A 17,960-nucleotide genomic window follows, 5' to 3' on the forward strand; every position below is an offset into this window, starting at 1 on the left:
ACTGCCATCGGGTATCACCGGATGTTTCACAATCTCACGCCGACTTCCGCCGCGTCCCTGCTGTCGGCTTCTTCGCCGCCGCTTCCTTAGCCAGCTTCTTACCGGCGATCGGCATCAGCATCTCCTTCTGAGCCGCGGCAGCCTTCTTCGTCTTCTTGGCAGGCTTTTTCGGAGCCTCGGTCTTTGCTGCCGCCCCGCCGACGCTCTTGCGTAGCGCGTCCATCAGATCGACGACGTTCTCGCCTTTCGGCCGATCCTTCGGCACGATCGGCTTGCCGGTGCGCTTCTGGTTGATGAGCTCGATCAGCGCGCTTTCATAATGGTCCTCGAACTTCTCCGGCTCGAATGATCCCGCCTTCTGGTTCACGATGTGCCTGGCCAGATCGAGCATGTCCTTCGTCACTTTGACGTCCTGGATCTCGTCGAAGTATTCCTGCTCGCTACGAACCTCGTAGGGATACCGCAGCAAGGTGCCGACCAGACCCTTGTCCATCGGCTCGAGCGCAATGATGTGCTCTCGGTTGGTGAGCACCACGCGCCCGATCGCAACCTTGTTCATCTCGCGGATGGTCTCGCGGATGACCGCGAAGGCGTCGTGGCCGACTTTTCCGTCCGGACGGATGTAGTAGGGGCGAATTAGGTAGCGCGGATCGATCTCGGCCTTGTCTACGAACTCATCGATCTCGATGGTCCGCGTGGATTCCAGCGCGATCTCCTCAAGCTCCTCCTTGGTCACCTCGATGAACTGGTCCTTCTCGAGCTGGTAGCCCTTAACGATGTCCTCGTTGGGCACCTCGTCGCCGGTGTCGGCGTCGACTTTCAGGTACTTGATCCGATGACCGGTCTGACGGTTGAGCTGGTTGAAGGAGATCTTCTCGCTCTCCGACGTAGCTGGGTAGAGCGCCACGGGACAGGTGACCAACGAGAGACGCAAAAAGCCTTTCCAGTTCGCGCGGGGGGCCATGGTACGCAAAACTCCATAAGGGGACTTGGACTCAAGACGAACGGCGCGACACAGTTCCGACACCGCCCGCAGGTGTCCACCGCAAATTGATGCCAGATCCCGGTCAAGCGCCCGGAATAGATGGCGGGCAGTCTTAACCCAACGAACAAAATAAGAACGTGTATCGGTGACGCAATCCCTGGCACTCCGCGGTGATTAGACCTCTGTGGAAAACGGCCAATCCCTTGCTCTAGGGAAGCGGCAACCCAGCCCGTCGGGCAACACACCCTTCTCCCGTCAATCCCTCTCCGCAAAAATATTCCACTTTACCGAAATTCGGAAACGGCGTATGTGTCGCTCATCCCGGCTCATCCTTGAGGGGCGATCTCGTTGTCGTCTTGATTGCGAGCCGGGCTTGCGATGGACGCGGCAGCGTCGGTACGAGATGGTGCGGGCAGGGCGGGTAGACCCTGTGAGCCCGCAACCGCGTGCGGACGAGCGGCGCTGCTAGGCTTCGTCTCGCCTGTAAGTTTTCGGCTTCGTCGACAGGGCTGGAAAAACTGCGGCGAAATGGCGGGCCGTGCGTACGGCAAAACCGTGTGGTCCTGGCCGTCGTTGCTACGGTCAAGCTTTCGCGGAGGTGTGTGCGAGCCCAACCGGGCAGACAGCATCATCCAAATTCGCGAGGCGAGGGAGGCCAAAGAGAACTCGGCTCCCGGGAGAGCACGGCATAAGCCGTCCAACCGTCGCGCAGGGAAGGCCGAGTGATTGGCTACACCTGTATGCTGCTGTGCGGTTTTCCTGCGTGTGCTTTTCGCGCAGCGGACTTGCGGGTGCCAGCCGGCACCCGGCCTTCCCTGCGCCCTCTTGGATATGAGGGCGGAGTGACGAAGCAAAGCTCGGGCGAAACGCGCCGCGAGAACGAGAAATCATGTCCGCTGTTTGAATGCCTGGTCGCGTCATGTGCCGCGACGTCTCGGTGGCAGGCGCTCAGGATGAATTGCCGAAGCGATGCTCTGGAAGTCCCTGTGCAATGCCATCAATGGCCAGAACATGACCCGCCTGGGGTTCGCGGCCCAGTTGCTCGCGATCAAGAAACTTTCTCGCCGTCGTCACGAACAGGGTCTTCAGATCGGCTCCGCCGAAGCATACGCAGGTCGGATTGGTCGCCGGCACCGGAATGACGGTATCGATCCGGCCGTCCGGCCGATAGCGCACCACCCGGCCGCCGGAGAAGAATGCGGTCCACAGTCCGCCCGCAGCGTCGATGCACGCGCCGTCGGGCCTCTCGCCGGAGGCGCTGTAATCCGCGAACAGCCGTCTGTTGCTAATCGCGCCGTCATCGAGATCGAAGTCGAACTGCCAGGTGCGGTAACGCCTCGTGTCCGTGAAGTAGAGCGTGCGATTGTCGGGCGAGAACGCGATGCCGTTCGTCACGATGACATCGCCGAACATGCGCGTTGTCCGGCCGTCCGCGTCCACCCGATACAGCGCTCCGTTCGGCCGATGCAGCTGGTTGTCCATGGTGCCGATCCACAGCCGGCCCCGCGCGTCGACGCGCCCGTCGTTCAGGCGATTGTCGAGGCCGCTTTCGACCTCGCAGAGCTGACCTGGAGGATCGTCATCGAACGCGCGGCGATAAAGCCTCAGATCCTGCGCGAGCAGGTGGGAGCCATCCGCCGTCAAGGCCTGACTGCCGAGGAAGTTGCATGCGTACGGAATAACCTGATGCGCGCCTGTCGCCGGATCGAAGGATTGATGCAGCCGCCGGTCGATGTCGACCCACCACAGCTTGCGGGAGCTGTCGCACCACAATGGCGTTTCGCCGAGGATGTCGCCTGTGGCGACCGCGGTCTCGACCCGATGCGCGGGAATCATGTCAGGAGTCATCCCGAAATCCGATTGCAGCGACGAGCGCTGTCTCCGAACGACGTCAGGCCGCGGACGATCAATCCTCGTTCCAGGAGGCGAGGGCGTGCGCGACGCACCCGTTGATGTGATCGGTGAGCACGGTTTTGGCGCTTTTGATGTCGCGCTTGAGGGCGCATTCGAGCAGCGCCTTGTGCTGGTTGATCGTCTCTGCGCCGCGGTAGCGCAGCGCATAGCGGAAATATTTGTCGAACACGATCGCGTGGGTCTGCATCAGCTCGCGCGAACCGCAATTCGAGATGAGAGCCTGGTGGAATTCGCCGTCGTAGCGTTTGCGCAGCTCGGGATCGTCCCCCTCCTTGAGGACGGTGCGTTCGGTGGCCGCCAGCTTGTGATGCGCGGACACCACGCGGCCCTCCCACTCGACGTCGCCGGCACGAAACGACTCGGCCATTGCATGCTGCTCCAGCAGGATGCGCAGGCCGGCGAGTTCACGCAGGTTCTGGATGGATATCGGCGCCACCTCGAAGCCGCGCTGGCCCTCCGCGACCACGAATCCCTCCGAAGTCAGCCGATTGAGGATCTCGCGCAGCGTGGAGATGCTGACGCCGTAGTCCTCTTTCATGGCGTCGAGCTTGAGACGTCCGGACGGCGTCAGCACGCCGAAAATGATGTCGGATCGAATCCGCTGATAACCGCTGTCGCCCGCCGACAAGGGGCGCCCCTCGAGTGACGTCATGCTCTCCGATCCCGCAATATGCGCGCAACGCCCGTGGTGGGCGGCCGAACCATCAATGTTACCAGCAATATAGCAGACACCTAACAACAGACGTAATCAAAAATATCAGATGAATTGCAATTTATCATTTGACCAAGAAATGTAGTTATGTTTTTTGATTGGCCTGAGGGTGCAGAAAAGAATGGCTGAAGCCGCCGTCGTGCCCCGATCGAACAGGGAGGTCAAAATGAGCTTGTTGGTACGGGCGCTGTCTGCGACGGCGATCTGCGTGGCGCTGACGGTCGGTGCATCCGCTGAGGACATTCAGGAGCGCACGATCAGGTGGGGACACCTGAACAACACCGATCACCCCGTCAGCGCGGGGGTGCAGAAATTTGCGGAGATCCTGCTGGCGAAGAGCGGGGGCAAGATGAAGATTCGTGAGTTCGCGGCCTCGCAGCTCGGCAACGAGCTGCAGCAGCAATCCGCGCTGCGCGGCGGCACGCAGGAAATGCTGTCGGCCTCGACGACGTCGCTCGCAACCGTCGTGCCGGAGTTCGGCCTCATCGACTTTCCATTCATCGTGAAGACCATCGAGCAGGCGGATGCTCTCGGGACCGGCAAGTTCGGCACGTCGATGCTCGATACGTTGCCGTCGAAGGGGCTGATCGGTCTGGGCTATTGGGGCCTCGGCTTCCGCAACGTCACCAACAGCACGCGGCCGATCACCAAGGTCGAGGATTTCAACGGCCTCAAGCTCCGCGTCATTCCGAACCCGGTCTATCTCGAGACCTTCGGATCCTTCAAGGCCAATCCCGTTCCGATGGCCTTCGGCGAACTCTATTCGGCGTTGGAGACGCGCACCGTCGATGGCGAGGAGAACCCCTTCACGGTCATTCTCTCCAACAAGTTCTACGAAGTGCAAAAATACGTTTCCGCCACCAATCACACCTTCACCCTGAACATTATCCTGGTGAGCAAGGCGTTTTGGGACAAGCTCTCGCCGACCGAGCAGCGCCTGATGCGCGAGGCGTATGAGGAAAGCCGAGGCTATCAAAAGGAGCAGACCCGCCTTCAGACCGAAAAGGCCCTCTCTGAATTACAGGCGAAGGGCATGCAGTACAACACCGTCGCGCCGGAAGAGCTCGATCGCATGCGCAAGACCGCGCAGCCGGTGGTCGACAAGATTGCCGCCAATCTCAAGCCGGAGGCGGTCAAGCTGTTCAACGACGAGCTCGATCGCATCCGCAAGGACGTGAAATAGTCGACCTCGTCAGCATGCAAGAGGCAGAGCCGGCCAGTCGGCCGGCTCTGAACCCGACTTTGCCCGGACGACACGCATGGCGCGGATTCTCGACCTCTATTGCACCCTGCTGAAGGGCATCATCGCCGCATGTCTTGCGGTGATGGTGGTGCTGGTGTTCGGCAACGTTGTCCTGCGCTACGGCTTCAATTCCGGTATCGCGATTTCCGAGGAGCTGTCGCGCTGGCTGCTGGTCTGGTTGACCTTCCTCGGCGCAATCGTCGCGCTTCGCGAGCACGCCCATCTCGGCGTCGACACTCTCGTCCGGATGCTGCCGGCCTCGGGCAAGCGCATCTGCTTCGTCATCAACTATTGCCTGATGCTGTTTGCCGACTGGCTGCTGCTTTCGGGAAGCTGGCGCCAGACCATCATCAACATCGAGGACCGCGCGCCGGCCACCGGCCTGTCGATGGCTATCTTCTACGCAGTGGGCGTGGTCTTCGGCGTGTCCGCCGCAGTGATCCTTCTCTACGACCTCGTCCGCGTGCTCACGGGACAGGCCAGCGAATCCGACATGGTGGCCGTCAAGGAATCGGAAGAGCACTGATGTCTCATCGAACCATGTCAGGCGGCGCTTACGTCCAGCAATCCACCGGGATCGCGTCATGACGGTCGCCGTCTTCACCTTCTCGCTGCTGGGCGCCATGGCGCTGGGCATGCCGATCGCCTTTGCGCTGATCGTCTGCGGCGTGGCCCTGATGAGCACGATCGACATGTTCGACGCGCAGATCGTGGCGCAGAACGTCATCAACGGCGCGGACAGCTTTCCGCTCATGGCCATTCCCTTCTTCATGCTCGCCGGCGAGGTCATGAACAAGGGTGGTTTGGCCAAGCGAATCGTCAACGTTGCGCTCGTCGCGGTCGGCCATTTTCGCGGCGGCCTTGGTTACGTCACGATCCTCGCGTCCTGCATCCTTGCGTCGCTCTCGGGCTCCGCGGCAGCCGATGCCGCGGCACTGGCTGCCCTGCTGGTGCCGATGATGGTGGCGGCGGGCCACAAGAAATCCTATGCGGCGGGTCTGGTCGCGGCCGGCGGCATCATCGCGCCCGTGATTCCGCCCAGCATCGGATTCGTCATTTTCGGTGTCGCCGCGGGCGTGTCGATCTCGAAACTGTTTCTGGCCGGGATCGTCCCCGGGCTGTTGCTCGGGGCGGGGCTCTGCCTGGCCTGGTGGTGGGTGGTCCGCCAGGAGAACCTGACGCCCCCGCCAAGAGCATCGCTCTCGGAAATGGTGAAAGCGGTGGTCGACGGCTTCTGGGCGTTGATGCTGCCGGTCATCATCGTGGTCGGCCTGCGTTTCGGCATCTTCACGCCGACGGAAGCCGCAGTGGTCGTCGCCGTCTATTCGCTGTTCGTTGCGACCTGCATCTATCGGGAATTGAAGCTGTCGCAGCTTTACGAGGTGTTCGTCTCCTCGGCCTTGACGACGAGCATCGTCATGTTTCTCGTGGCAGCCGCGCTGGTGTCGTCCTGGCTCATCACCGTGTCCGAGATTTCGGCACAGATCGTCACCCTGCTCAAGCCTTTCATGGGCAACAACACGCTCCTGATGCTGGCGATCATGGTCGTGGTGGTGATCGTGGGGACGGCTCTCGACATGACGCCGACCATCCTCATCCTCACGCCGATCCTGATGCCGATCGTCAAGGCGGCGGGCATCGATCCCGTCTACTTTGGTGTCCTCTTCATCATCAATAATGCGATCGGCCTCATCACGCCACCGGTCGGTATCGTGCTGAACGTGGTTTGCGGCGTCTCCAGGATCAGCATGGAGGACATCATCAAGGGCGTCTGGCCCTTCTTGATTGCGCAACTGATCGTCCTGTTCGCGATGGTGCTATTCCCGGGGCTGGTGACGATCCCGGCCAAGTGGTTCAGCGGCTAGACGCGTCGGCAACAAAAGAAGGACAAGCCAAAATGGCCGCAAGGATCATGATCCTCAACGGACCCAATCTCAATTTCCTCGGCATCCGCGAGCCCCACATCTACGGCTCGACGACGCTCGGGGAGATCGAGGCGAGCTGCAAGGCGCTGGCCGACCAGCTCGGGGTTTCGATGTCGTTCCATCAATCGAACATGGAGGGCGAACTCGTCAGCCTGATCCAGTCCGCCCATGGCAACGCGGACGCCATCATCATGAACCCCGCGGCCTATTCATTCACCTCGATCGCGCTGATCGATGCGCTGAAGATTTTCGAGGGTGTAAAGATCGAGGTGCATATCTCGAACATCCACGCGCGGGACGAGCTGCACCGCCACTCGATCACGTCGAGCGCCTCCACGGCAGTCATTTGCGGCCTGGGTCCCTATGGTTATCTCGCCGCGATGCTCGCGGCGGTCCAACGGCTAGGGCAATTGCCTGCGACCATCGCGCCAGCTCTGCACGGGCTTGCGGCCGGCGGCAAGGCGTAGGCATGGAGGGCGGGATGCGCGGCACGGGATTTCTCGCCATCTGGAGCGACGTCGAGGCTCACGACCTGACCGACTACCGGCACTGGCTGACGCGTGAGCACACGACCGAGCGCGTGACGACGAAGGGCTTCCTGGCATCGCGTGTCTTCCGCGCGGCAAGGGACGACATCAACCGCTTCTTCATTCTGTACGAGCTGGGGACGCCGGAGGTCCTCGACGGCGAGGCCTATCTGGCGCGCCTCAACGCACCGACGCCGTGGTCCCGGCGCATCATGCCGAAGCTTGGCAATTTCATGCGGGGCGGCGGCGTCATGATTGCGCGGGGAGGGCGGGGCGAGGGCGCATCGATCGTGGCGCTGCGGATCGAGACGTTGCCGAAGGATCCCCAGGGTCTGGCTCAGGCGCTCGTTGCGTGCGACGGGGTTGCCGCGGTGCAGATCGGCGCGACCGACGAGGCGCGGACATCGGTGCGGACGACCGAGAAGGGCATGCGGAAGAACGAGGGCTTTTTCGCCGGACTTTTGCTGATCGAGGCGCTCGACGTCGCGTCGTTGCAGGGCGCCTTGCGGAAAGCCGCGGAAATTGCCCCCGACGTCATGGCCGGGGCGAGCGAGCCGGAAGTTTATCAAAGCATGTTTGCGCTCGAGGCCCGTATCGCAGATTTCGGCTGATGACAACGTTCTCGCTCGCCGCGGTGACTTGCTCGAGCTTGCGCCGCCTGCTGCCCGACGTCAGATTCGTCTGGATTGCCGGCTGACGTGGCATCCCGATACCTGAGGAACGCTCCGCGTCAGGAGTGCACCGCTCCATCCCGGGGCCTGTAAAAGGCGGCGAGAGCGGGCTTCGTTCGAGCTCGCGTGTTCGCCGCTCCGGGCTAGGAACTCTTGCGCACCATCGAGGCTTGACTCAGCGGGCCAGCGTCGCCGCCGATTTGCTGGCCTGCACGGCCCCGCCTCCAAGCCCCCATACCCCCCAGGGTGGGGCCGTGTCTCTTCGCAGGAGATGCAATGCCGGAGCCGACCGATCACGACATCAGAGAACGCGCGCACCGCTTGTGGGAACAGGCGGGCAAGCCGGAAGGCCGCGAGGACGAGTTCTGGCACGCGGCCGAGCAGGAGTTGCGCAACGAGGACAAGTCGAACCCGATGCGGACGCCGGATACGCTGTGACCAACAAGGGCTGCCATTCTGCCACGGTCTGGGATGGGTCTGCGTAAACCATCCGCTCCGCGCCTGGAGCGAGGAATTGGGCGGCTGCCGCTGTGGTGAGGGCATGCCCTGCACCTGCAACACGACGGAAGATCCCGAAACAAGAGTGGTGATCGTCGAAGCTGACACGACCTGGCATTTGAAGGCGGAACAGAAGCCTTCCAGCAGGAATTGAGGTTGTGAGCAGCACGGGCTGCGACGCAGGCCGGTGGCTACGGCGGGGTTTGCGGTGGATGAGCAGCAAAAGATAGAGCACCAGATCGAACTCGCAACGCGAGCGGCTGCGCTCGTTAAAGACGAAACCACCGTCCAGCGATTCAGGAGTTTCGCCGAGGAGCTGAAGCAAAAGCTCCTTCGCATGATGCGGCGCGGCAAGGTACGAGCGCGCGCGTACGAGCTCTGGGAGCAGGCCGGTCGCCCGGCCGATCGCGATGTGGAGTTCTGGGTCGAAGCGGAACGGCAGATCGAAGAAGAGCGCGATCAGCGGAGGTCCTCGGATTCAGAGAAACGATAGTAGCTGGCGCTGCCGGTAGCCACATCGGCAGCGAACAAGCTCGGCCGCGCGTTCCTGGACAGAGAAAAAGCCGCCGAGCTCTTCACCCTGGCGGCTTCAAAAGTTTCGTAGCTGTTGGTCGCCTCTCCAGCCTCATGCGTACCGCCGTTACCTTGTTTGCGGCCATGCAAGATCAATCTACGCGACGGCGCTCGATTCTGCTGTGACCTGAAGCACACATTGGAAGGGGCGATGTGTCGGGAAGCTTGGGAGGGCGCCGACTTTGATGGGACGGCCCGTCATTGGCCTATGCGCCGGCCGCGACACCGAGGCGGCCTATGCCTGGAAGCTTCAGCGCGGGGCGGCGGATGTCGAGGCCGAGCACCGCGCCGAGGAAATTGATCTCGACCCCTTCGACCCAGCCGATGGTCATGCCGAGATAGCCCGACAGCGAGGCGTAGAGCCCGGTGCCGGACGCCGTGATGCCGGCCCAGCGTCCGCTGTAGGGAAAGTCCTTGCCGATAGCGGTCGGCGGCAGCACGGCACGCAGCTCGGGAACAGCATCCAGCGCCGCCTGCACGAAGGTGTTGGAATTCGGTCCCGGCCAGGCGCTGTAGTCGCCATAGGCGCGGAACTTGTAATTCTCGATGACGGCACGGATCTTCGGAATCAGCGCTTCGGCCCGCGCGCCATCGACGGCGACCACCGTTTCCGGGAGGGCTCCGAACCAGCGGCCGTCGGGCGGGAAGCCGTTGCTGCGAACAGGGTCGCCCCAGGCCGTGTAGTCGTATCGGCTATAGGTTGTGGCGCCCTTCTCCTTGACGACGATCCAGGTGTGGACGGCAAAAATACTGCGCCAGCGCACGGTGCGCGCGGCGAACACTCGGATCAGCGCATCCGGATTGGCCGATGCGGGCGGCAGCAGGCCGGCGCTGGAGCGATCCGCCGTCTGCCAATTGCCGCGGCCGTCGCCGCGCAAATAATAGCGGCCGGCCGACACGCCGATCGGCAGGAAGATCAGCAGCAGGAACAGAATCAAGGATTTCCTCAAGGGCAAACGGCGATCAGGCGGGACGATGCCACCAATATAGTTCGCAAGGCACGCCGCGCCAGCGCTCTCCTGCTCTTGCATTCGGGTGGTGCGGCCATATGTTGCCTCCATGAGGAAGTTGTCGCTCGTCGAGGACCAGGCCATCCAAGCGCGAATCGCGTACATCGCGGGCGCCGAGATTTTCGATCGCCTCTTCGCCGGCATCCGGTTCGACGAAATCGACGGCAATCTGCTGTTTGCCATTGCCAGCGACGAAGACTGCGCGGCCGAGATCGAGGACGAGTTCTCGCACCAGCTCGCTGTGGTCGCCACGCACATCCTCGCGCAGAGCGTGGACGTGGTCGTGGTGCTGCCGAAGGTTCTGCAATAGCCGCCTGCCCGTTAGCCTTCTGCCCGTTCAGGCCGCTTGCCTTTGCCCCCTGTCTCTGCTTTTCAACGCAATTGCAAAATTGTAATGACGTCAGTGGGCGCTCAAGCCCGAGGCGCGTTATCGACGGAGCTCGACGGGAGGGCTCGTCGTCGCTCGCCTCTATTTGCGAAACAAAGTTGGATACACATTGGCGCCCACCAGCAAAGCCCGGGCCACGACCGGCGCGATAAAGACAAAAAGCAAGAGCTCGACAAGCGTAGGCTCGATAAGCAAGAGCGCGAAGAGCACGAGTTCGAAAAGCAAGAGGTCGAAAAGTACCAGCTCGACAAGCAAGCGCCCGGACAAGAGCGCCTCGCGTTCCGCGGTCGCCTCCTCATCGCCGCTCGGCATGCTGGCGCTGCATCTGCTCGAGCAGTGGGAGAAGTCCGGCCGCGACGGCCTCGTCTTCCTCTGCGACGACGAGAGTAGGGCGGAGCGGCTGGGCGGCGTGATCCACGCCCTCGATCCCTCGGTCGACGTGCTGGTGTTTCCGCGCCTGAACACGCTGCCCTTCGACGGCCTCGAGCCCTCCCGCGAGATCGCGGGCCGGCGCAGCTCGGTGCTGCGGCGTCTCGCCAAGACAAAGAAGCCCGTCTTCCTGGTGTCCACCGCGGAAGCCATCATGGAACGGCTGCCGCTGCCGGCGAGCTGGTCGCGGTCGAGCCTCACGCTGAAGGTGGGCGCGCCCTATTCCGAGACCGAGCTGGAGACGCGGCTGGAAGCTCTCGGCTACGATCTCGACGAAGAGGCGGAGTATCCGGGCGGTGTCCTGTTCCATGGCAAGACGTTCGAAGTGTTTCCCGCCGGCGCACTCGCTCCCTTCCGGATCGAGCATTCCGGCGACACGATCCGCAAGATCGTCGCGGTTGATCCTATCGAGCACGAGGTCGTCTACGAGACCCCGGAATTGATCATAGATCCCATGTCCGAGCGGATCGCTCTGGGAGCTACGCGCGGACAGCGGGCGACACTGCCTGATTATTGCAGCCGCGCGCGATGGATCGCGGATGCCGGGGTATCGGCTCACGCCGAGAGCTGGCTGGGCACGATCGAGGACGCTGCCGGCCGCAGGGATGCGGAACGCGAATATCTGGGGCAGGCGGACTGGAAGCAGCTGAAGAAGCGCATCAGCGTGCTGCCGCGCAAGACGGCCTTCATCTCGACGCCGGAGTTCTCGAAGCTGGCCTCGCCTCGCAAGGCGCTTCGCGCCTTCGTCGCCGACATGCAGCGCGGCGGATCGCGGCTGCTGTTCGTCGCGGCCGTCGAGGACGACCTTCGCGCGATGGAGCGCATGAGCGGCATCAAGGCGGAGCGCCTGGCCGATTGGAGCGAGGTGACGAAGGCACGGAGCCGCGAAGGCGCGCTGCTGGCCGATTTCGACGCGGGGTTCATTGGCGCCGGCCGCAAGCCGCTCGTCGTCGTGACCGCGTCCGACGTGCTCGGCAGCCGAGCCCATCATCCGCAGCCGATGGCGCGCGCCTGGAATCCGGCTTTCGATCATCCCGACGTGCCGGAAAAGGGCGCCGCTATCGTCCATCTGCAACGCGGGCTCGCCGTGCTCGATGGCTTGCAGACCCTGGATATGGGCAAGGGATCGCGACGCGAGATGATCAGGCTCAAATTCGCGGGCGACAATGCCGTGCTCGTACCGCCCTCCGATCTTGCCGTGATCTGGCCTTATGCCGGCGAGCCCGGCAAGCTGACGCTGGACAAGGCGGACGGTAGCAGCTGGTGGGCGCGGCGCACCGAGGCGGAAGCGGAAATCCAGGTCGCCGCCAAGGCGCTCGCCAAACACATCAGCCAGCGCCTCCGCCGTCGTGCACCGAAACTGGTGCCGCCGGGGCCAGCTTACGAAAAATTCGTCGCGCGGTTCCCCTATTTCACGACAGTGGACCAGGCCCAGGCGATTCAAGACGTCCTCGACGATCTTGCGGCGGGCCATCCCATGGACAGGGTGATCTGCGGTGACGTCGGCTTCGGCAAGACCGAGGTCGCGCTGCGGGCGGCGGCCGCAGTGGCGCTGTCCGGCAAGCAGGTGGCGATCGCGGCGCCGACGACCGTGCTGGCGCGGCAGCATGTCGAAACCTTCCGCAAGCGATTCGGCCCTCTCGGCATCGAGGTGGGAAGCCTGTCGCGGGCCAGTTCAGGCCCGGAGACGCGAGAGACCAAGGAGGGGCTGCGGCGCGGCACGCTGAAAGTCGTGGTCGGCACGCAGGCGCTTGCGGCAAAGGACGTGAAGTTCGCCGAACTCGGCCTCGTCATCATCGACGAAGAGCAGCATTTCGGGGCGGCCGAGAAGGCGAAGCTTTCAGGCCTCGCCAAGGGGGCCCATTCGCTGTGGATGAGCGCCACGCCGATCCCGCGCACGCTCGCGGCGGGTCTTGCCGGCTTCAGGGACCTCAGCGTGATCGCCTCGCCGCCGGTTCATCGCCTTCCCATCGTGACCAGGATCGCGCCGCTGTCCGATGCTGCCATTGCCGCAGCGCTGCTCCGTGAGCGCAGGCGGCACGGTCAGAGCTTCCTGATCTGCCCACGCATCCAGGATCTGGAGCCGATGCTGGCGCGGGTGCAATCGGTGGCTCCGGAGCTGCGCATCGTCTGTCTTCACGGCAGACTGCCCGTGGACGAGATCGACGATCGCATGATGAGTTTCGTCGATGGCGAGGCGGATGTGCTGCTGGCGACCAATATCGTGGAAAGCGGTCTCGATATTCCGCGCGCGAACACCATCGTGGTGTGCTGGCCCGAAAAGTTCGGGCTTGCGCAGCTGCATCAGCTCAGGGGACGGGTGGGACGCGGCGGCACGCGCGCTTTTGCTCATCTGCTGACGGAATCGACCTCGGAGCAGTCCGAGAAGCGCCTGGCGGTACTGGAGGAGTTCAGCAAGCCCGGGGCCGGCTTTGCGATCAGCGAGCGCGACCTCGACCTCAGGGGCGCCGGCGATCTGTTCTCGGAACAGCAGTCCGGGCATGTCCAGGTGTTCGGACCGGTGCTCTACAGTCATCTGCTGAAGCGCGCGTCCGAGCGAGGCAGCGATACCGGGGCCGATCTGTGGGTGCCCGATCTCAATATGCCGCTCGCCGACATGCTGCCTGAAGGCTACGTGCAATCCGAGGCGGTCCGGCTCGAGATCTATGGGCGCGCTGCCAGGTGCCGGAGCGACGACGATCTGGAAGATCTGGAAGAGGAGATCTCGCGTCGTTTCGGCAGGCTGCCGCCGGAGGCCCGCGACTTCTTCGCCTCCGCCAGGCTGCGGATCGATTGCAAGCGGCGCGGTATCGTCAGGCTCGATGTCGGGCCCGAGGCCGTCGCCGCGACGTTCCTGCCGGGGCGACTACGGAAATCGAGGGCGAAGTCGCAGACGGGAGCGCTGCAGCGCGACGGCGACCGCGTTGTTCACGCCGGCCGCCGCGACCAGGATCCGTTCAGCCGGGTCGAGGAGTTTCTCGACCTGCTGGACGGCTAGGGATCATTCGGTCTGCTCGACTGCCGCCGGCATTTTCGCCACCGACATCAGCGAGCGAGCCACCTGGTTGAGAAGCTGATCGGCGTTCTCCTCCTCGGCGAGCGATTTCGACAGCAGGGCGACAATGGCACTGTGGCGAAGCTGCTGGGCGAGGTTGCGCGCCGTGGTGTAGCCCGCGATCTCGTAATGCTCGACGCGCTGCGCTGCGCCGATCAGGGCGAGGTCGGCCGCCGCGTCCTCCTTGTCCTCGCCCTCGGCCATGATCTCCTGGCCTTCCTCGACGAGGCCCATCATGCCCTTGCAGGGCTTGGCGCGGGCGGATTTACCGAGCATTTCGAAGCATTCGTTGATGCGCTCGACCTGCGCTTCGGTCTCGGCGAGGTGCTGCTCGAACAGCTCGCGCAACTGATCGAAGCGGGCGGCCTCCGCCATCTTGGGAAGCGCCTTGGTCAATTGCTTCTCGGCATGCAGGATATCGCGCAGCTCGTTGATGAGCAGATCGCCGAGACCCGCTTCGTCCGCGGGCGGCGAGCTCTCGGTGACGATGGCCGAGGCCGGACCCGGTTCGCCCGCCTGGATCGCCGGCGACTCCGTGAACACCCAGTCGCCGCCCTCGTTCCACGGGCCGCGCGTGTCGATCTCGCCATGGTCGCCGGCGCCGGTGGAATCGTTGAAGAACTGGTCCACGAGGCCGGGCGTCGGCGCGATGCGGCCGATGCTGAACGCTGGCTTGCCCATGCTCTCGAGCGCGAGCGCGAACGCCTTCATGTGCGTGATCTCGCGGGTCATCAGGAACTGCAGCGCGTCCTTGCTGCCGGCGTCGTCGCAGAAATTGATCAGCCGCTCGTAGACGATCTTGGCCCGCGCCTCCGCGGCGATGTTGCTGCGCAGATCGACGTCAAGCTCGCCGGTGATCTTCAGATAGTCGGCGGTCCAGGCATTGCCCTGGGAGTTGAAGAGATTGACGCCGCCGCCGCCGGCGATGGCGAGGAGGGGATCGGCTTCGGCCGCCTGGCGGTCGAACTTCGACGGCTTGAGATGCATCCGCGCCAGCGTGCCGACCACTTCCAGATGGCTGAGCTCTTCGGTGCCGATGTCCATCAGCAGGTCCTTGCGATCGGGATCCTCGCAGTTCAACCCCTGGATCGAGTACTGCATCGCGGCGGCGAGCTCGCCATTGGCGCCGCCGAACTGCTCCAGCAGCATGTTGCCGAAGCGGGGATCCGGCTCGTCGACGCGAACGGTGAACATCAGCTTCTTGACGTGGTGATACATGGTGGGGACTCTCGTATTGGGAGGACAGGAAAGAGGATGTCTTCCGAACGGGCGGCTTTAGCGTTCGTTCCTCGCGAAACGACCTGCGCCGATGATATCGGGCGCAGGTCGTTCGAAGTCGATCGGCAGGATTGTGGGCGTATTCGTTTAGCGTTGGTCCGGACGCTTGGCGGGCGGCCCATTCTTGTTGCCTGGCGCGCCCTGAATATTCGACGGGTCCTGCGACTGCACGGCGGTGTTGCCAGTGGAGCTCGTCGAACTCGATCCAACGGTCTCACCAGGCTTTGCGGCCGGCCCGTTCTTGTTGCCGGGCTGCCCGGCAATGCCGGCACCCGAATTCTGCGCGCTCGGCGCGGACGAAACGTCAGGCTTGCTGGCCTGCGCCCAGGCTGCTCCAGGCAGCGCGAGAGCGGCGAGGATAACGGCACCTGTGAACTTCATCTCGGTGTTCTCCGACTGATGCCCCATCTACTCGAACGCCGATAACCTGCGTGCGTTCCCTGTCGTCATCAACTCGAAAGCGTCGGCTCACCGTGTCACGACCAACTACCCCGGCAGCGGCGCCTCCACGACGTCCAGCAGCGCGCCGAGGCCCTGGCGCAGGCGGCGCGTGGCGATGGTTTCGGTGGCGAGACCGAACACCACGAGGGATCGCCCCGTCATCGCATAAACGTGCCCGAACTCGAATGCGGGCATTTGCCCCTCCGGTTGATTGGTGTCGATCAACCCGATCCAGCTGCGTCCCTCGGCGACTGCGGGCAAGGTGAAATTCACGACGTCGTAATGGGCGTTGTAGATCAGCAGCATGGTTGCGTCCGAGCCGCGGCGCTTGATCCCGGTCTCCTGGGCGCGGCCGTCGAGCAGCAGGCCGAAACATTTGGCGTTACCGTCCTGCCACTGGTCCGTCGTCATTTCCTCCCCGGACGGCGCGAGCCACGTCACGTCCTTCACGTCCAGCTCTTCATTGTGGGAGCCGACCAGGAAGCGGCTGCGGTAAAGAATCGGAAATGCCTTGCGCGTGGCGATCAGCTTGCGCGTGAATTCGCGCAGGCTGCGGCCATTTGCGGTGATGCGGAGCCAGTCGAGCCATGTGGTCTCGTTGTCCTGGGCGTACGCGTTGTTGTTGCCGTGTTGGGTGTGTCCGAATTCGTCGCCGGCAAGCAGCATAGGCGTGCCGTGCGACAACAACATGGTCGCCAGCAGATTGCGCTTCTGGCGCTCGCGCAGCGCCGTGATGTCCGGATCGTCCGTCGGTCCCTCGGCGCCGCAATTCCAGGAATGATTGTCGCTGTGGCCGTCGCGATTATCCTCACCATTGGCTTCGTTGTGCTTGTCGTTGTACGAGACGAGGTCATTGAGATTGAAGCCGTCATGGGCTGTGACGAAGTTGACGCTGGCCCATGGCCGGCGGCCGCGCTTGTTGAAGAGATCGCCGGATCCGGACACGCGCTTGGCGAAGTCCGCGATCGATCCCTCATCGCCCTTCCAGAAGGCGCGCACGGTGTCCCTGAACTTGTCGTTCCACTCCGCCCATCCCGGCGGAAACTGACCGACCTGATAGCCGCCCGGACCGATGTCCCAGGGCTCGGCGATCAGCTTGACGCTGGAAAGCACGGGGTCCTGCCGGCAGGCATCGAGGAAGCCGCCGCCTTCATCGAACCCGTAAGGTTCGCGCGCCAGGATGGTGGCGAGATCGAAGCGGAAACCGTCGACCCGCATCTCGGTCGCCCAGTAGCGCAGGGAATCCGCGACCAGTTGCAGCACGCGTGGATGCGACAGGTTCACCGTGTTCCCGGTACCGGTGTCGTTGATGTAGTAGCGCTGCTGGTCCGGCAGCAGGCGGTAATAGCTGGCGTTGTCGATGCCCTTGAACGAGAGGGTTGGGCCGAGCTCGTTTCCTTCAGCGGTGTGATTGTAGACGACGTCGAGGATGACCTCGACGCCATGGGCGTGGAACTGGTTGACCATGGCCTTGAATTCGTTCGCGAACGGCGTCCTGAGGTAACGCGGCTCCGGCGCGAAGAAGGCAAGGGAGTTGTAGCCCCAGTAATTGCGCAAGCCTTTCTCGACCAGATAGCTGTCGTCAACGAAGGCATGGATCGGCAACAATTCTGCACTGGTAATGCCAAGCGAGCGCAGGTAGGCCGGAACTTCCGAGTGCGCGAGACCGGAGAACGTGCCGCGGTCTGCGTCGGGCACCAGCGGATGCAACTGGGTAAACCCCTTGACGTGCATCTCGTAGACGATCGTCCGCTCCCACGGCACTTCCGGCTTGCGCGCGGCGCCCCAGGTGAAGGCCGGGTCGATGACACGGCATTTCTGCATCAAGGGCGCGCTGTCGCGTTCGTCGTAGGAGAGATCCTTGTCGGCATGGTCGAGCTGGTAGCCGAACAGCTCCGGTCCCCAGCGCAACCGGCCGACCAGCTGCTTGGCGTAGGGATCGAGCACGAGCTTGTTGGGATTGAAGCGGTGTCCAGCGTCGGGTTCGTAGGGGCCATGGACGCGGTAGCCGTAGACGGTGCCGGGGCGGGCCGAGGGCAAATAGCCGTGCCAGACTTCGTCGGTATATTCGGGGAGTTCGATCCGCTCCAGTTCGGTTTCGCCGCTGTCGTCGAACAGGCAGAGTTCGACCTTGGTGGCATGGGCTGAAAACAGCGCGAAATTGACGCCGAGCCCGTCCCAGGTGGCGCCGAGCGGAAACGGCTTGCCCTCGCTGATGCGGGAGCGGCGCAGGCTCGAGGCCGCCCGCGTCAGGGTGTCGTCTGAATGTACCGTTTGATCCATCGCTGCCCCCGAATAGCCCCTGAAGAAT

General features: G+C 63.4%; 17 protein-coding genes. 9 read left to right on the plus strand and 8 right to left on the minus strand.

Annotated elements, in window-relative coordinates; all coding sequences use genetic code 11:
• Positions 1-34: 34 nt before the first annotated feature.
• The 3 genes from ku to AC0L3B_RS30445 form a co-directional block, all read right to left on the minus strand.
• Positions 35-964 carry a non-homologous end joining protein Ku gene (ku, locus tag AC0L3B_RS30435; RefSeq protein ID WP_018453912.1) on the minus strand — a complete coding sequence of 310 codons (930 nt, stop codon included), beginning with the start codon at positions 962-964 and terminating at the stop codon, positions 35-37.
• Between the two features lie 969 nt (positions 965-1,933).
• Positions 1,934-2,833 carry an SMP-30/gluconolactonase/LRE family protein gene (locus AC0L3B_RS30440; RefSeq protein WP_204512182.1) on the minus strand — a complete coding sequence of 300 codons (900 nt, stop codon included), beginning with the start codon at positions 2,831-2,833 and terminating at the stop codon, positions 1,934-1,936.
• A 58-nt stretch (positions 2,834-2,891) separates the two neighbouring features.
• Positions 2,892-3,551 (minus strand): GntR family transcriptional regulator, encoded by a 660-nt coding sequence (locus AC0L3B_RS30445; protein ID WP_085348502.1) that lies wholly within the window; start codon positions 3,549-3,551, stop codon positions 2,892-2,894.
• A gap of 226 nt (positions 3,552-3,777) precedes the next feature.
• Here AC0L3B_RS30445 and AC0L3B_RS30450 point away from each other — a divergent pair, with 226 nt between their 5' ends.
• From AC0L3B_RS30450 to AC0L3B_RS30480, 7 genes are all read left to right on the plus strand, one after another.
• Entirely contained in the window at positions 3,778-4,794 is a 1,017-nt protein-coding gene (locus AC0L3B_RS30450; protein WP_018453915.1) for a TRAP transporter substrate-binding protein, read from the plus strand.
• Positions 4,795-4,870: 76 nt separating this feature from the next.
• Positions 4,871-5,380 carry a TRAP transporter small permease gene (locus AC0L3B_RS30455; RefSeq protein ID WP_018453916.1) on the plus strand — a complete coding sequence of 170 codons (510 nt, stop codon included), beginning with the start codon at positions 4,871-4,873 and terminating at the stop codon, positions 5,378-5,380.
• A gap of 58 nt (positions 5,381-5,438) precedes the next feature.
• Positions 5,439-6,719 (plus strand): TRAP transporter large permease subunit, encoded by a 1,281-nt coding sequence (locus AC0L3B_RS30460; RefSeq protein WP_018453917.1) that lies wholly within the window; start codon positions 5,439-5,441, stop codon positions 6,717-6,719.
• 32 nt (positions 6,720-6,751) lie between these two features.
• Entirely contained in the window at positions 6,752-7,246 is a 495-nt protein-coding gene (locus AC0L3B_RS30465; protein WP_026232626.1) for a type II 3-dehydroquinate dehydratase, read from the plus strand.
• Between the two features lie 14 nt (positions 7,247-7,260).
• On the plus strand, positions 7,261-7,917 hold the full coding sequence (locus AC0L3B_RS30470; protein WP_026232627.1) for a hypothetical protein: 657 nt from the start codon (positions 7,261-7,263) through the stop codon (positions 7,915-7,917).
• A gap of 336 nt (positions 7,918-8,253) precedes the next feature.
• Complete coding sequence (locus AC0L3B_RS30475; RefSeq protein ID WP_018453920.1) at positions 8,254-8,415, plus strand: DUF2934 domain-containing protein; 162 nt, start codon at positions 8,254-8,256, stop codon at positions 8,413-8,415.
• A gap of 268 nt (positions 8,416-8,683) precedes the next feature.
• Complete coding sequence (locus tag AC0L3B_RS30480) at positions 8,684-8,968, plus strand: DUF2934 domain-containing protein (protein WP_039798852.1); 285 nt, start codon at positions 8,684-8,686, stop codon at positions 8,966-8,968.
• A gap of 286 nt (positions 8,969-9,254) precedes the next feature.
• Here the strand turns inward: AC0L3B_RS30480 and AC0L3B_RS30485 are convergent, their stop codons facing one another.
• The gene (locus AC0L3B_RS30485; protein ID WP_018453922.1) at positions 9,255-9,986 is read right to left on the minus strand and encodes a DUF3750 domain-containing protein; all 732 of its coding nucleotides are present in this window, start codon (positions 9,984-9,986) and stop codon (positions 9,255-9,257) included.
• A 121-nt stretch (positions 9,987-10,107) separates the two neighbouring features.
• Between AC0L3B_RS30485 and AC0L3B_RS30490 the strand changes: the two genes are divergently transcribed.
• Positions 10,108-10,368 (plus strand): hypothetical protein, encoded by a 261-nt coding sequence (locus AC0L3B_RS30490; protein ID WP_007595982.1) that lies wholly within the window; start codon positions 10,108-10,110, stop codon positions 10,366-10,368.
• A gap of 159 nt (positions 10,369-10,527) precedes the next feature.
• Here AC0L3B_RS30490 and AC0L3B_RS30495 read toward each other — a convergent pair whose 3' ends face one another.
• A complete protein-coding gene (locus AC0L3B_RS30495; RefSeq protein WP_018453923.1) occupies positions 10,528-10,758 on the minus strand; it encodes a hypothetical protein in 231 nt (76 codons plus the stop codon).
• Between AC0L3B_RS30495 and AC0L3B_RS30500 the strand changes: the two genes are divergently transcribed.
• Entirely contained in the window at positions 10,757-13,873 is a 3,117-nt protein-coding gene (locus AC0L3B_RS30500; protein ID WP_204512179.1) for a DEAD/DEAH box helicase, read from the plus strand. The genes AC0L3B_RS30495 and AC0L3B_RS30500 overlap by 2 nt on opposite strands.
• A gap of 3 nt (positions 13,874-13,876) precedes the next feature.
• Here the strand turns inward: AC0L3B_RS30500 and AC0L3B_RS30505 are convergent, their stop codons facing one another.
• From AC0L3B_RS30505 to glgX, 3 genes are all read right to left on the minus strand, one after another.
• Positions 13,877-15,148, minus strand: coding sequence for a DUF892 family protein (locus tag AC0L3B_RS30505; RefSeq protein ID WP_473381562.1), 1,272 nt, complete (start codon positions 15,146-15,148; stop codon positions 13,877-13,879).
• Between the two features lie 147 nt (positions 15,149-15,295).
• Complete coding sequence (locus AC0L3B_RS30510; protein WP_026232628.1) at positions 15,296-15,589, minus strand: hypothetical protein; 294 nt, start codon at positions 15,587-15,589, stop codon at positions 15,296-15,298.
• A gap of 105 nt (positions 15,590-15,694) precedes the next feature.
• The gene (glgX, locus tag AC0L3B_RS30515; RefSeq protein ID WP_018453927.1) at positions 15,695-17,932 is read right to left on the minus strand and encodes a glycogen debranching protein GlgX; all 2,238 of its coding nucleotides are present in this window, start codon (positions 17,930-17,932) and stop codon (positions 15,695-15,697) included.
• Positions 17,933-17,960: the final 28 nt, after the last annotated feature.

The organism is Bradyrhizobium sp. Kon56 (assembly GCF_055807635.1).